This is a genomic window from Porcipelethomonas ammoniilytica (assembly GCF_025567485.1).
GTDB classification, from domain to species: Bacteria; Bacillota; Clostridia; order Oscillospirales; family Ruminococcaceae; genus Porcipelethomonas; species Porcipelethomonas ammoniilytica.
Genome location: NZ_JAOQKH010000005.1, coordinates 82195 through 97258 on the forward strand (window position 1 = coordinate 82195; position 15064 = coordinate 97258).

A 15064-nucleotide genomic window follows, 5' to 3' on the forward strand; every position below is an offset into this window, starting at 1 on the left:
TGTTTATTAAAACAGGTTCTAAAAAATAGTGATAAGGATGCTTTTTAGAATAAGGAGTAAAATATTATGGATGAACAGCTTAAAAAGCAGATAGAAGAATTTCGTGAGAAAACTGAAAAATTCAGCAAAGGGGAAATAAATGTAGCAGAATATAAATCGTTTTCCGGAAAGTTTGGCAGCTATGCACAGAGAGGAGCTAAATCAGGAATGCTAAGGCTTCGCTTGGCAGGCGGACAACTGTCTAAGGAAAATTTTAAATCTCTTATTGACTTGTGTGAAAAATATGATATAAATCATATTCACTGTACTACATGCCAGACCTTTCAGCTGCATGATTTACCATTTAATATTATTGCAGACGTTATTACAGATGCTATAGAAAATGGATTTTACTGTATCGGCGGCGGGGGAGATTTCCCAAGAAATGTTATGGTATCACCGCTTTCAGGAGTGGAAAAGGATGAAAATTTTGACGTTTTTCCGTATGCTCAGAAGGCTGCCGATTATCTTATAAGTCAGATTGAAACGGTGAAAATGCCAAGAAAGCTGAAGGTTTGTTTTTCTAATTCCCCTGCAAATGCTGTTCATGCAACTTTTCGTGATTTAGGATTTGTATCTCGTCCGGACGGTAAATTTGATGTATATTGTGCTGGTGGTATGGGAGCTAATCCACGTATGGGAGTAAAAATCGCCGAAAAAACAGACGGAACTCAGGTTCTTTATTATGTTAAAGCAATGATCAGTTTTTTCTGCAAATACGGTAATTATGAGGTTCGTTCCAAGGCCCGTACCCGTTACATTCAAGAGGAACTTGGCGACGAGTTTACAGAGAAATTTAATATTGAGCTTCATAAAGCTTTAGATGAAGGCGGATTGGACTGTAACATAACAGAAAATAAGGTGACAAAAATCGGCTGTAAAGCAGAAATCAATTCAAGACGTATTATAGAACAGAAACAGAAAGGCTTGTATGCTGTTAAATTTCACCCGATCGGGGGAATTTTAAATGTAAATATTTTAAAAGACTTATTTAATACAATAAGAGATATGCCTGATGTTTCACTGCGTATATCGCCTGATGAGACTATTTATATTATAAATTGTGACGGTATGGAAGCACAGGAGATACTGAAAGCTACAGAATGCAGTGCTAAGACGGATATTGAAGAATCTGTTGCATGTATTGGAGCGTCTATATGCCAGCAGGGACTGCGTGATTCTCAAGAACTTTTAAAACAAATAATTGAAAAAGTAAAGCCGTTTAATTTTCCTGCTGACGCTTTGCCGGTACTTCACATAAGCGGCTGCAGATCTTCATGCGGTACTCATCAGATCGGCAAAATTGGATTTCACGGAAAAGTTAAAATGATTGATAAAAAGCCTCTGCCTGGTTTTGCAGTATCAATCAGTGGAAATGATGAACAAGGTAATGAAAATTTCGGAGAAGAACTGGGAGTTATGGCATCTGATGATATACCGGAATTTGTAATTGAGCTTGGAAAAGCAGTTACAGAATCAGGTATGGATTATGAAAAATTTGCCTCTGAAAAAGAAAGCGTTTTAAGAGAAATTATAAATAAGTATGTATAATTTTGGTAAATAAAAAATAAACAAATTAAATAATGGATCTACCAGATAGAATGATTTTTCTTTTTTAATAATATAAAAACCATTTAAAGATTTTTTTCTCTTTAAATGGTCTTTGTATATTCCGGTAAAAAAGCAGAGTATAGTTATTTTTTCAATATTCAGTTTTTTACAGGAGCTAATTATATTAATTTTTATTAATTTTCATACATCTCATTGCGTTGAGTATGGCTATTACTGAAACGCCGACATCGGCAAATACAGCCGCCCACATATTAGCCAAACCAACAGAACCAAGAATTAAAATGACAATTTTAACTGTAAGTGCAAAAATTATATTTTGATATACAATTTTGAGGGTTTTCTTTGATATATTTATTGCATCAGAAATTTTTGACGGCTTATCATTCATAAGAACAATATCGGCGGCTTCAATGGCAGCGTCTGAACCTGCGCCCATGGCGATTCCAATATCCGCTCTTGAAATTACCGGAGCATCGTTAATACCGTCCCCGACAAATATAAGCTTACCTTTTTCAGAGGTTTCATTCAGAAGTTTTTCAACCATGTCAACCTTATCACCGGGAAGAAGTCCGCAGTAAACTTCGTCAATTTTCAATTCCTCGGCAATGTGTTTGCCGACTTTTTCTGAGTCTCCGGTAAGCATAACAGTCTTTTTGATTCCGTTTTTCTTGAGAGATTGGATAGTCTGCTTAGAATCCGGTTTGATCTCATCTGCAATAATTATATGTCCTGCATAAAAATTATCTACGGCAATATGAACAGAAGTGCCGACATGATGACATGAATGCCAGTCTGCACCAATATCGTTCATCAGCTTATCATTGCCTATACATATTAACTTACCGTTTATTGTGCATTTAATACCACGACCTGCTATTTCCTCGTAATTTTTAATTAATGAACTGTCAGTATCAGAGCTGTATGCTTCGCATATGGATTGTGCAATAGGGTGATTGGAAAAGCTTTCCGCCATAGCTGCATACTCCAAAAGCTGACTTTCAGAAATTTTTTCCGGATGAACAGCAGTCACTTTAAAAACGCCTTTTGTCAGTGTTCCTGTTTTGTCAAACACAACAGTTTCTGCTTTTGAAAGTATTTCAAGATAATTTCCGCCCTTTACAAGTATACCGGATTTTGAAGCTCCTCCGATTCCTCCGAAAAAGCTCAGAGGTACTGAAATAACAAGAGCGCAAGGGCAGGAAATAACTAAGAATATCAGCGCTCTGTTTATCCATTTAGCCCATTCGCCTGTAATGAAAGAGGGGATAAGCGCTAACGCAAGCGCCGCAAATACAACGCAAGGCGTATAGTATTTTGCGAATTTAGTAATAAAATTTTCAGCTTTTGATTTTTTACTGCTGGAATTTTCAACTAAGTCCAGAATTTTTGAAACCGTTGATTCGCCGTATTGTTTTGTAGTGCGGACTTTAAGCATGCCGCTGAGATTGATGCAGCCGCTGATAACGCCGTCACCGGCTGCCACATCTCTTGGCATTGATTCTCCGGTAAGAGCAGAGGTATCAATACTTGAGTTTCCTTCTTCAACAATACCGTCCAGAGGGATCCGTTCGCCGGGCTTTATTACCGTAATGCTTCCGATCTCAACTTCTTCAGGAGCAGTTGAGATAATTTGTCCGTTTATTTCTACGTTTGCAAAATCAGGACGTATATCCATCAATGCGGCAATGGATTTTCTGGAACTGCCTACAGCATAGCTCTGAAAAAATTCTCCTATCTGATAGAACAGCATTACCGCAGTACCTTCATCGTAATCTCCCGTACCGTTGCAGTAACCCAGTACAAAAGAACCTATTGTTGCAATAGACATTAAAAAATTTTCATCAAAAATCTGACCGTGAAGAATGTTTCTTGCAGATTTTAAAAGTATGTCGTAGCCGATTATAAGAAAAGGAATCAGTGCGGCAACAAGCTGTAAATACTTATTATTGATCGGGATAAATACGACTGTCAGAAATAATATAAAGCTTATAATTATTCTTGCAAGCATTTTTTTTTGCTTTTTACTCATAATACACCTCGATTACTGTTAAAAAATAATTTTACAGTCCGGTTCAATTTTTTTGCAAATCTTTACGGCTTGTTTCATAATTTTATCAAATTTTTCTTCATCTGCGCAGATAGTCATTTTTTGAGTCATAAAGCTAACATTTGCAGATTCAACGCCTTCGATCTTAGAAATTGCATTTTCCATTTTTGCAGCACAGTTTGCACAATCCAGGTCTTCCAATTTAAATACTTTTTTCATAATAATCTCCATTCTATGGTTTGAACCATTAAAAATTTATTCATTTATATGCTCTAATCCCTGATTGATGATACTGCATACATGATCGTCAGCCAGGGAATAAAAAACATTTTTGCCTTCCTTTCGGCATTTTACAAGCTTATTAGTTTTGAGAATTCTTAACTGGTGTGAAACAGCAGTCTGGCTGACATTCAGCAGCTGCGATATATCACAAACGCAAAGCTCAGCTTCAAAAAGCGCATATAGAATTTTTATTCTTGTTGAATCTCCGAAAATCTTAAATAATTCAGCTAAATCATATAAGGTCTCGTCATTTGGTATACTTTCCTTAACTATTTTTATATTGTCTTCATGCATACATAAGAATTCGCATTTTTCTATATTTTTTTCATTTTCCATCATATAAACATCCTTTCATATGAATATCTGTTCATATATTAACATATATTTTTTTTATTGTCAATATGTTTATGATAAAATTAAATAAATTATTTAAATAGGCCTGCCATCTAAATATATTATTACCGTTTTTTCTTCCTGATTTTTGTAAGAATAATTGAATATATCAATTATTTAAAAATGAATTATATATAAATAATATTAGGTTATAATAAAAGCGCAGAAAATATTCTGCGCTTTATAAATTATTTTGATTCAAGCGTACCGTGCGAAAGTGACTTTAAGTAAGCGTTAATAAATCCGTCAAGATCGCCGTCCATAACAGCGTTAATATTGCCGGTTTCAAAATTGGTTCGGTGGTCTTTGACCATGGTATAAGGCATAAAAACATATGAACGGATCTGTGCGCCCCAAGCAATTTCCTTCTGAACTCCTTTAATATCGGAAATTTTTTCAAGGTGTTCTCTTTCTTTAATTTCAATAAGCTTGGATTTAAGCATTTTCATAGCGTAGTCTTTATTCTGGAACTGGCTCCTCTGGGTCTGACAGGCTACGACAATACCAGTAGGGATATGAGTAAGACGTACTGCTGATGAAGTTTTATTGATATGCTGACCGCCTGCGCCGCTTGCTCTGAAAACGTCCATTTTCACTTCTTCAGGACGTATATCGACTTCGATAGTATCATCAATCTCAGGCATTATTTCAATAGCGGCAAAGGAAGTGTGGCGTCTGCCCGAGGAATCGAAAGGAGAGACCCTTACAAGACGGTGTACGCCGGCTTCAGATTTAAGAAAACCGTACGCATTGATTCCTTCAACCAGTATTGACGCACTTTTGATACCGGCTTCGTCTCCGTCAAGATAATCAAGAAGACTTACTTTGAAATCATGGCATTCTGCCCATCTATTGTACATTCTGTAAAGCATTTCCGCCCAGTCCTGCGCTTCCGTACCGCCTGCGCCTGCATGGAAGGTTATTATGGCGTTTTTACTGTCATATTCGCCGGTAAGAAGCGTTGCAAGCTTCTGATTTTCAAGTTTTTTCTTAAAATCTTCAAGTCCCTCTGAAATTTCTTCGGCAGAGCTTTCATCGCCTTCTTCAATAGAAAGTTCTGTTAGAGTTATGAGGTCGTCAAGTTGTGATGACAGTGATTCCAAGCTTGAAATTTTATTTTCGATTGCTTTTGTCTTTTGAAGAACCTGCTGAGACTTTTCAAGATCGTCCCAGAATCCGGGTTCAGCGGCTTTGTTTCTGAGCTCCTCAAGCTCTACCTTGGAATTTTCAATGTTAAGAACATCTGATAATTCCTTGATTTCCGGAATATATGAGGAAAGTTCAGTTTTTAATTCATCTAATAAGATCATGAGTACTCCTTTATAATAATATATTTATTTAATTTTTAGAGATATAATTATTTTACAGTAAATACATATTACATTAAACTCCTTTTTCCATTTTCTACTTATTTATTATACTACAAAATTATCCCGACTGCAAATTTTTTTGTTTTTTTCTTGAAAGTGTTTGAAAATTAATAAAAATGTGTTATAATAATATACAATATAGTCGAATAAAAAATGGGGAGGAAAAATCAGTGTCAAATTTTACAGGTTCAAAATGCATAATATGTGAAAATGAATTCAATGATAATGACGATATAGTCGTATGCCCCGAGTGCGGAACTCCTTATCACAGGGAATGTTATCAGAAGGAGGGTAAATGTGTTAATGTAAGACTTCATGACCAAGGCAAAAGCTGGTCTGATAGCGAGTATGCAGATAATGAAAATTCACGTAAGAAATGCGCTCACTGCGGAACTGTGAACAAACCGCATGCTATTATTTGCGAAAACTGCGGTGCTTCGATGGTCGACGGACTGGATTTTCAGCAAAATGATCAAAACGGAAGCTATTCCGGTTCAGCGCCTAATATGAATCAGGGGTTTAATCCTTACGGTGCGGGATTTAATCCCGATGATAAATATTGCGGAATGAATCCCGATGAAGAATTTGATGATATAAAGCTGTCAGAGGCGGCTGAATTCATAGGTACGAATAAGTTTTATTATCTTACATTGTTTAAAAGAATGAAAGAAACAGGAAAGAAAATTTCCTTAAATGCAATATGTCTTCTTTTTCCTCAGTTTTTCTTTGCAAACAGAAAAATGTGGACGGAGACTATTTTAACAATTATTGTTACAGTTCTTTTATCAATACCTTACATGATATATTCTATGTATCTTATTGGGACTTCATATGATTTGCCGTATTCTATTAATATAAATACGGATTCATTTGAAATAATAGTGACTATTGCCAATTATATGACTATGGCGTTCAGAGTTATTTTGTGCCTGTTTGCAAATTGGCTTTACTATCGTCATATGATCAGGAAAGTTAAAACTATAAAAAATACTGCCGGAGATGATTCAGTACAAAAAATTAAAGTTTCCGGCGGGACAAGCTTTTTAAATATAGTTATTGCATTCGGTGTTCAGTTTTTGCTGACTGCCGCTGCTTTCCTGTGTTTTATATATTTAAAATGAGACTGGAGGATTACAATGAAAATAAGAAAAGCTGTTATTCCGGCTGCCGGATTGGGAACAAGAGTTCTGCCTGCTACAAAAGCCATTCCTAAGGAAATGTTTCCTATAGTGGATAAACCGGCTATTCAGTATATTGTTGAAGAAGCGGCAAAGAGCGGTATTGAGGATATATTGATCATCACAAGCCGAGGAAAATCTGAAATGGAAGATCATTTCGACAGAATGCCGGAGCTTGAAAGCAAGCTTATTGCCGGCGGAGAAAGTAAACGTTTAATGCTTGAACAGGTGGTAGATGTAACTAAGCTTGCAAATATAACTTATGTAAGACAAATGGAGCAGAAGGGTCTGGGGCATGCGGTTTTGCAGGCAAAAAAGTTTGTGGGAGATGAACCTTTTGCAGTACTGTACGGGGATGATGTAATAATCGGAGAAGATCCGTGTATCGGTCAGCTTATAAGAGCTTATGAAGATACCGGGATGTGCGGTGCTGTAGGAATTAAAGAGGTTTCAGCACAGGACATTCAAAAATACAGCTCAATGAAAGTAGAGCCCTTGAAAGATAATATTTTTAAAGTAGTCGACATGATCGAAAAACCCGGACCAAAGCAGATTTATTCACTCTATTCCATATTGGGAAGGTGTGTGCTTCCTGCTGAAATTTTTGATATTCTGGAGAATATTTCTTATGGTGCAGGCAATGAACTTCAGCTTACTGACGCTATGAAAATTCTTGCAAAGCGTTCGGGATTTGCAGGAGTGGATTTTACCGGCGTTCGGTATGATATGGGCAATAAGCTGGGAATTTTAAAAGCGTCTGTTGAAGTTGGAATTAATCATCCTGAGATTGGTGGGGAATTCCGCAGTTATCTGAAAGAAATTGCAAAAAGTTTGTAAAACTCTTGACAAATGCTGAAAAAAGGAGTATAATAAACTTGTTATCCTTGCTCGTATATTATGACGGGCGGAATCCAGAAGGAGGTGTATTTACATGGCAAAAATATCCGAAAAGTATGAAGCAATGGTTGTATTCAGCGTTAGCGTCGGTGAAGACAATGTTAAGGGTCTTGTAGAAAAGTTCAAAACTCTTATTGAAAACAACGGTACAGTTGAAGAAGTTAATGAATGGGGCAAGCGTAAGCTGGCTTATGAAATTGACGATCAGACTGAAGGCTATTATGTACTCTATACTTTTGAATCAAAACCGGATTTTCCGGCAGAATTTGAGAGAGTACTGAAAATCACAGACGGTGTTATGCGCTCAATGATTACTGTAAAGTAATTTTTCAGCCAGACGGGAGGACTTCAAATGCTTAACAAGGTTATTATAATGGGCAGGCTTACTGCTGACCCTGAACTCAGGCAAACGCCTTCGGGTATTTCAACATGCCGTTTTTCTGTAGCGGTTGACAGGGGATACAAATCCAAGGATACCGGAGAAAGACAGACGGATTTTATTCGTGTTACTGCATGGAGGCAGACTGCTGAATTTGTAAGCAGATATTTTTCCAAAGGTAAGATGATTATTGTTGAAGGAAGTCTGAGAAATAATGACTATACTGATGCAAACGGCGTAAAGCATTATTCTATGGACGTTCAGGCGGATAATGTTTCGTTTGGTGAAAGCAAGTCGGCATCAGCAAACGCTTCGGGAATAGGAAATGTAAGCAATTTCCAGCAGCCTAATGTGCAGTCGGTTTCTCAGCAGACAGCAGCTCCGCAGAGTCAGCCAGTTGAAGAATCTATACAGCTTGGTGATTTGGGAGACTTTGAAGAGATCCTCAGTGACGGAGAAGTTCCGTTTTAATTGACTTTGTATTTAAAAGGAGGCTAATGTAATGGAAAGAGAAAGAAATTCTCGCGGTGCAAAGAGACCACGTAAAAAGGTTTGTATGTTCTGTGCTGACAGAGTTGAAGAAATTGATTACAAGGATATCGCAAGACTCAGAAAGTGCATGACTGACAGAGCTAAGATTCTGCCAAGACGTGTTACCGGTACATGCGCTTATCATCAGCGTCAGCTGACAGTGGCTATAAAGAGAGCAAGATATGTTGCACTTCTGCCATACGTAAGCGAATAATATAAAATCATGGAGAAGCATTTAAGCTTCTCCTTTTTTGTTTCTTTTTACATACATAATCATGGCTGCCAAAGGTATAAGCTATGTAATGACTGTAATAAATCATTTTTTATAAGTTATTTTATTTTTCTGATTGCAATTACTGCGGCAATTACTGCATTTTCCGCATCCTTTTCCCTGTAATTGGTTTTTGATGTTTTTTATCACATAGTACAAGCAAAAAGCTATAAAAATAACACATATTAAAGAAATTAATATACTTATAAAATTCATAATATACTCCTATTGTTATATATTTATCAAAATATTTCCTGCTTGATATACAATGAATGAAACTGCATATGCGGTTATGGTTTGAATAACTGCAATTCCCAGAGCCCATTTTATACTTCCGGTTTCTCTTTTTATAGTTGCGAAAGCTGATATGCACGGCATATACAGTAATGAGAAAACCATAAAGGAACAAGCGGAAACAGGTGTAAATACTTCAGAAATTATGGTTGTAAGAGCAGCCGTACTGTCGGTAGAGTAAAGCATGCTCATAGTTGAAACAACAGCTTCTTTAGCAGCTATTCCTGATAGAAGCGATACTGCTGCCTGCCACGTTCCAAATCCAAGAGGCTTTAGAAAAGGCGCTATTACAGAACCTAAAGCGGCAAATATACTTTCTGAACTATTTTCTGCGAATTTGAGTGACGGTGAAAAATTTTGAAGGATCCATATTAACACGCTCAATGACAGAATAACGGTACCTGCTTTTACAATAAAACCTTTAGTTTTATCCCAAGTATTTTTTAATACAGATTTTAACAGCGGACGGCGGTATGGAGGCAGTTCCATAACAAAAGAAGCCTTATTGTTTTTGAATATGGTTTTTCGGAAAATCAAACCCATAATTGCAGCCATTATGATTCCGGTAATATACATGCTGAAAACTGCAAGTCCCTGATAGGATTTAAAAAATGCACCTGCAAAAAGCGCATATATAGGTAATTTAGCTCCGCATGACATAAATGGGATAAGCATAATTGTCATGCGTCTTTCATTTATATTTTTCTGGGTCCTTGCTGCCATTACTGCGGGGGTTGTACAGCCGAATCCCATAAGCATTGGTATGAAAGATTTACCTGATAGTCCCAGTTTTCTCAAAAATTTATCTGTCAGAAATGCAGCACGTGCCATATAACCGCTGTCTTCCAGTATTGAAAGGCATAAAAATAATATAGCAATTTGAGGAAGAAAGACCAGTATACCGCTTGTGCCGCCAATGATACCGTCGGTTATTAGATGCAAGGTCCATTCAGGAGCGCCGGCAGCTGTCAGTATGAATGAAACAGAAGGAATTATTAGATTTTTAAAAAATATTTCTATTATATTACTTAAAAATTTACTGACAGAACCGAATGTTATAGTAAACATAAAAAATATTATAAAAAAGAATATTGGATAAGCTAAGAATCTATTGGTGACTATAAGATCAATTTTATCTGATAAGGTTACTCTATCATTTCTTTTTGATTTTGTAACAGCTTTTGAGACTAAGTTTTCAATATACTGATATCTTGAATCAGCTATAAGTGACTCTCTGTCTGCATAGGGAGAAAGTAACTCATATTCATTAATGATATTATTAATTTCAGTTTTTTGTTTATCTGATAGATTTATGTATTTTTCATACGATTTATCGCCTTCAAGAATTTTAGAAGCAAAATATGGATAAGGCTTATCTTCCGGATTATTTTTGCTGACAATTACAGAATAAACTTTATTAAGAGCATTTCTTGTTGTGCGGTTATAGTCTATTTCAATGGGCTTGCTGGCACAGTTGATCATACGGTGTATTTCATTAATGATGCAATCAATATTTTCATCATTCCGAGCGGAAATGGGGATAAAAGGTATTCCTGTTAATTCGGTAAGATAACGGCAGTCAATATTCATTCCGGAGGCGGTTACATCGTCCATCATATTTACTGCAATAATCATGGGAATATTTAACTCTGTTAGCTGAACTGAAAGATACATATTTCGTTCGAAATTAGTTCCGTCTATTATATTTATAATTAAATCCGGTTTTTCATTTAAAAGAAATTCCTGGGTTATTTTTTCCTCCAAGGAATAAGGGGATAGGGAATAAATACCGGGTAAATCTATAATATTGTAATCCGTATTTTTAAGTTTTCCTGCTTTTTTTTCAACAGTGACTCCTGCCCAGTTTCCTACATACTGATTACTGCCGGTAAGTAAGTTAAAGAGCGTGGTTTTACCGCAATTTGGGTTACCGATTAAAGCAAGGTTACGGGACATTATAATACCTCCGCAGGTTTTACAATAATTTTTTTTGCTTCTGAGCGTCTTATTGACAACTCATAGCCACGAAGTCTTATTTCTATGGGATCGCCCAAAGGTGCTGTTTTTATTACTTTTATTATTATTCCGGGGGTTATTCCCATGTCAATCAACCGGCGTTTAAGAACGCCTGTGAGGTTTGTTCGGATAACTTCGGCGCTATGACCGCATTTGATATTGTTAAGAGTTGTTTCATTCATCTGTTCCTCCAGAAAAAATTCTTTTTCATTATTTTATGCTTTGAAAAAATAATATATTTCAATTGTTAAATAATATTTTTATTTCAGACAGTATGATGATTTTTGGACAAAAAAATATAAAAAAATAAAAAATAAACATATATTTTTCACAAAAATTTCACTTGACAAATTGTAGAAATTGTTATAAAATTAACAAGTAGAAGGACGAAAGTCCTGATCGAAAAAATTACATAAATGGAGGATAAAACTATGGCTAGATTTACGTTACCACGTGATCTTTATCACGGTAAAGGCGCACTTGAAAATCTAAAAACTCTTACAGGTAAAAAAGCAATTGTTGTGGTAGGCGGCGGTTCAATGAAGAGAAACGGTTTTCTTGATAAGGCGGTAAACTACCTTAAAGAAGCCGGAATGGAAGTACAGCTTTTTGAAAATGTAGAACCTGATCCTTCAGTTGAAACAGTTATGAAAGGTGCAGATGCTATGAAGGCATTTCAGCCTGATTGGATTGTTGCAATGGGCGGCGGTTCTCCTATTGACGCTGCTAAAGCAATGTGGGCATTCTATGAATATCCTCAAACGTCGTTTGAAGATCTGATAACGCCTTTTAATTTTCCAACGCTTCGTACTAAAGCTAAATTCTGCGCAATTCCGTCTACATCGGGTACTGCAACTGAGGTTACGGCTTTTTCAGTAATAACAGACTATTCAAAGGGTATTAAATATCCGCTTGCCGACTTTAATATAACTCCTGATGTTGCAATTGTTGATCCAACTCTTGCAGAGACTATGCCTAAGAAGCTTACAGCTCATACGGGTATGGACGCTATGACTCATGCAATTGAAGCTTATGTTTCAACACTGCATTGTAACTATACAGATCCTCTGGCTCTTCATGCAATTAAAATGATTCATGAAAACCTTAAGAAATCTTATGATGGCGATATGGATTCAAGAGCTGCTATGCATGATGCACAATGTCTGGCAGGTATGGCGTTTTCAAATGCACTGTTGGGTATTGTTCATTCAATGGCTCATAAAACAGGAGCAGCATTTACAGGCGACCATATTATACACGGCTGTGCAAATGCCATGTACCTTCCTAAGGTAATTAAATATAATTCCAAAAATGCCGAAGCGGCGGAACGATATGCTGAAATTGCTAAGTTCATTGATCTTAAGGGCAGTACTACAGAAGAATTGGTTGACGCACTTATTGCAGAGCTTAGAAGTATGAACGATCAGCTAGATATTCCGCAGGCTATTAAGTTCTATGGCGCAGGTGGAGTTAAAGCCGATTCAAGTGTAATTGATGAAAAGGAATTTATGGAAAAGCTTCCTGAAACTGCAAAAAATGCAATTGCCGATGCATGTACAGGTTCTAATCCTCGTCAGCCAAGTCAGGAAGAAATGGAAAAGCTTCTGAAGGCTTGCTTTTATGATCTTGAAATTGATTTCTAATACAATCTGTTCCTTGTTGAAAATTGAGTAATGATAATATGAAAAGGCTGCATAGGTTTTATGCAGCCTTTTTCTTATTTGTCATTAACTATATTTTTATATTCCCTCCAAATTAAAATCCGGAGTATACTCTGCTGATGCAGAAGTTTTATCTTGTGAATAGCCGTTTAAACCGAATTCTATTATTCGGTTTAGTACTGAATTATATTCAAAGTTTGTGATTTTTCTGTTTATTTCAGGAATAATATTATTGTTATAATCTGGAGTATACTGGCTCATCAGACTTATCATAAAAGAATCTGACGGAAGATTTTCTGCAATCCAATTAATTATTTTTATAGAATCATGACGGCAGCCGGGGAGTATAAGATGTCTGATAATCAGTCCTTTTTTCAGAAGCAGTCCGTTCCATACCAAATTTGGCTGCTGGTTATGCATTTCGAGAATTGCTTTGGACGCAAATTCAAAATAATTTGCCGCATGAGAATATTTTCCAGATAGATCAGATGAAAAATATTTTAAATCAGGAAGATAAATATCAATATAACCTTTAAGCAATTTTAAAGTTTCTACACGTTCATATCCGCTGCTGTTATATACGATAGGAATAATCAGTTTGTGCCTGACCTGATCAAGCGCTTTTATAATATAAGGTACAAAGTGTGTAGGACTGACCAGATTAATATTATCAGCTCCCTGTTCCTGCAGTTCAAGAAATATATCGCCAAGTCTTTGAACGGTTATTTCTTTGCCGAAATTTGCATGACTTATTTGGGAATTCTGGCAAAAACAGCATTTAAGAGAACATCCTGAGAAAAATACGGCTCCAGAACCGTTTCTGCCGCTTAAAGCAGGTTCTTCCCATAAATGCAGACCAGCTTTTGCGGCTTTTATTTTGTCGTTTGCACCGCAGAAACCTGATGTTTTACTTCTGTCGGTTCTGCACATTTTTGGACATAGCGTACAGCTAGAAAAATTATAATTCATGATATAATTTGTCATTTCCTAAACGTTGGGCAAAATGTGTGTATCCAAATTCACATAAAGTTTCTATTTTGCCGTTTTGGCGAAGAACTGTAATAGACGGCAGATTTATTCCATTAAAAGTATTATTTTTAACAGTAGTATAAATTGCCATATCACAGAATACCAGTTTATCGTTAATATTAAGCGGTGTATCAAAAGAATAATCTCCGATTATATCGCCTGCAAGACAGGTATTTCCTCCTAGACGGTAGGAGTATTTTTTTTCATCAGGCTGTCCGCTGCCGATTATATTTGGACGATAAGGCATTTCTAATACATCCGGCATATGACAAGCGGCAGAAGCGTCCAAAATAGCAATATTTATATCGTTTTCAATAATATCCAGAACACTGGCAACCAGATATCCTGCATTCAGTGCAACGGCTTCACCGGGTTCAATATAAACCTGAATTCCATACTTTTGTTTAAAAAACATAATACAATCAATTAATTTTTCAATATCGTAATCATCTCTTGTAATATGATGACCTCCGCCAAAATTTATCCATTTCATATGTTTAAGGTATTTTCCGAACTTTTCATCAACGACTTTAATAGTACGTTCCAGTGTATCGGAATTTTGTTCGCACATTGTATGAAAGTGCAGACCGCTGATACCGTCAAGCTTACTTTCATCAAAATTTTTCAGTGTTACGCCCATTCTGGAATATTTGAAGCACGGATTATAAATATCCGTTTCTATTTCAGAGTATTCTGGATTTATTCTTATTCCGCATTCAATATTTCTTCCGCTGTTTTGAACAGTATTTTTATGCATATCCCATTGACTAAAGGAATTAAACACTATATGATCGCAGATCTTTACGATTTCTGCCATATCTTTTTCAGTAAAAGCCGGTGCAAAAATATGGTTTTCAGCATAAGGCATATAATTATGACAAAGCATAGCTTCATTTATACCGCTTGCGGTTGTTCCTGCAAGATATTTGCCTATTAACGGATAAAAATTAAAATTTGAAAAAGCTTTCTGTGCAAGAAGTATTTTGCAGTCTGTTCTATCCTGTACGGTTTTGAGTATTTCAAGGTTTTTAATTAGCTTTGCTTCGTCTATGACGTAGCATGGTGTTTTAATTAAATTTGTATTAAACATAACCAGATACCTTAA

Annotated in this window: 15 protein-coding genes; 7 read left to right on the forward strand and 8 right to left on the reverse strand. The window is 36.2% G+C overall.

The window, feature by feature from the left end; genetic code table 11:
• Window positions 1-66 precede the first annotated feature (66 nt).
• On the forward strand, window positions 67-1590 hold the full coding sequence (locus OCV67_RS05560) for a nitrite/sulfite reductase (RefSeq protein ID WP_147642996.1): 1524 nt from the start codon (window positions 67-69) through the stop codon (window positions 1588-1590).
• Between the two features lie 184 nt (window positions 1591-1774).
• On the opposite strand, the gene OCV67_RS05565 is transcribed toward OCV67_RS05560, so the two are convergent.
• From OCV67_RS05565 to prfB, 4 genes are all read right to left on the reverse strand, one after another.
• Window positions 1775-3640 (reverse strand): heavy metal translocating P-type ATPase, encoded by a 1866-nt coding sequence (locus OCV67_RS05565; protein WP_147642997.1) that lies wholly within the window; start codon window positions 3638-3640, stop codon window positions 1775-1777.
• Window positions 3641-3658: 18 nt separating this feature from the next.
• Complete coding sequence (locus tag OCV67_RS05570) at window positions 3659-3877, reverse strand: cation transporter (RefSeq protein ID WP_147642998.1); 219 nt, start codon at window positions 3875-3877, stop codon at window positions 3659-3661.
• A 36-nt stretch (window positions 3878-3913) separates the two neighbouring features.
• The gene (locus OCV67_RS05575) at window positions 3914-4276 is read right to left on the reverse strand and encodes an ArsR/SmtB family transcription factor (RefSeq protein WP_337485103.1); all 363 of its coding nucleotides are present in this window, start codon (window positions 4274-4276) and stop codon (window positions 3914-3916) included.
• Window positions 4277-4521: 245 nt separating this feature from the next.
• On the reverse strand, window positions 4522-5643 hold the full coding sequence (gene prfB / locus OCV67_RS05580; protein ID WP_147643000.1) for a peptide chain release factor 2: 1122 nt from the start codon (window positions 5641-5643) through the stop codon (window positions 4522-4524).
• Between the two features lie 230 nt (window positions 5644-5873).
• On the opposite strand from prfB, the gene OCV67_RS05585 reads away from it, so the two are divergent.
• From OCV67_RS05585 to rpsR, 5 genes are all read left to right on the forward strand, one after another.
• Window positions 5874-6824 carry an RING finger protein gene (locus OCV67_RS05585; RefSeq protein ID WP_178085017.1) on the forward strand — a complete coding sequence of 317 codons (951 nt, stop codon included), beginning with the start codon at window positions 5874-5876 and terminating at the stop codon, window positions 6822-6824.
• Between the two features lie 15 nt (window positions 6825-6839).
• Window positions 6840-7718 carry a UTP--glucose-1-phosphate uridylyltransferase gene (locus tag OCV67_RS05590; RefSeq protein WP_147643002.1) on the forward strand — a complete coding sequence of 293 codons (879 nt, stop codon included), beginning with the start codon at window positions 6840-6842 and terminating at the stop codon, window positions 7716-7718.
• A gap of 94 nt (window positions 7719-7812) precedes the next feature.
• Window positions 7813-8103 (forward strand): 30S ribosomal protein S6, encoded by a 291-nt coding sequence (rpsF, locus tag OCV67_RS05595; protein WP_147643003.1) that lies wholly within the window; start codon window positions 7813-7815, stop codon window positions 8101-8103.
• Window positions 8104-8130: 27 nt separating this feature from the next.
• Window positions 8131-8628: a single-stranded DNA-binding protein gene (locus tag OCV67_RS05600; RefSeq protein WP_147643004.1), complete on the forward strand. Its 498-nt coding sequence runs from the start codon at window positions 8131-8133 to the stop codon at window positions 8626-8628.
• A gap of 31 nt (window positions 8629-8659) precedes the next feature.
• Window positions 8660-8902, forward strand: a complete 243-nt coding sequence (gene rpsR / locus OCV67_RS05605; RefSeq protein WP_147643005.1) for a 30S ribosomal protein S18 — start codon at window positions 8660-8662, stop codon at window positions 8900-8902.
• Window positions 8903-9190: 288 nt separating this feature from the next.
• Here the strand turns inward: rpsR and feoB are convergent, their stop codons facing one another.
• A complete protein-coding gene (gene feoB / locus OCV67_RS05610; protein WP_147643006.1) occupies window positions 9191-11209 on the reverse strand; it encodes a ferrous iron transport protein B in 2019 nt (672 codons plus the stop codon).
• Window positions 11209-11451: a FeoA family protein gene (locus OCV67_RS05615; protein ID WP_147643007.1), complete on the reverse strand. Its 243-nt coding sequence runs from the start codon at window positions 11449-11451 to the stop codon at window positions 11209-11211. The genes feoB and OCV67_RS05615 overlap by 1 nt, the downstream gene beginning before the upstream one ends.
• Window positions 11452-11700: 249 nt before the next feature.
• Here OCV67_RS05615 and OCV67_RS05620 point away from each other — a divergent pair, with 249 nt between their 5' ends.
• Window positions 11701-12912: an iron-containing alcohol dehydrogenase gene (locus OCV67_RS05620; RefSeq protein ID WP_147643008.1), complete on the forward strand. Its 1212-nt coding sequence runs from the start codon at window positions 11701-11703 to the stop codon at window positions 12910-12912.
• A 96-nt stretch (window positions 12913-13008) separates the two neighbouring features.
• Here the strand turns inward: OCV67_RS05620 and OCV67_RS05625 are convergent, their stop codons facing one another.
• Entirely contained in the window at window positions 13009-13899 is an 891-nt protein-coding gene (locus OCV67_RS05625) for a radical SAM protein (RefSeq protein WP_147643009.1), read from the reverse strand.
• Complete coding sequence (gene nspC / locus OCV67_RS05630) at window positions 13889-15049, reverse strand: carboxynorspermidine decarboxylase (RefSeq protein ID WP_147643010.1); 1161 nt, start codon at window positions 15047-15049, stop codon at window positions 13889-13891. Before nspC ends, OCV67_RS05625 begins: the two co-directional genes overlap by 11 nt.
• Between the last annotated feature and the right edge of the window lie 15 nt (window positions 15050-15064).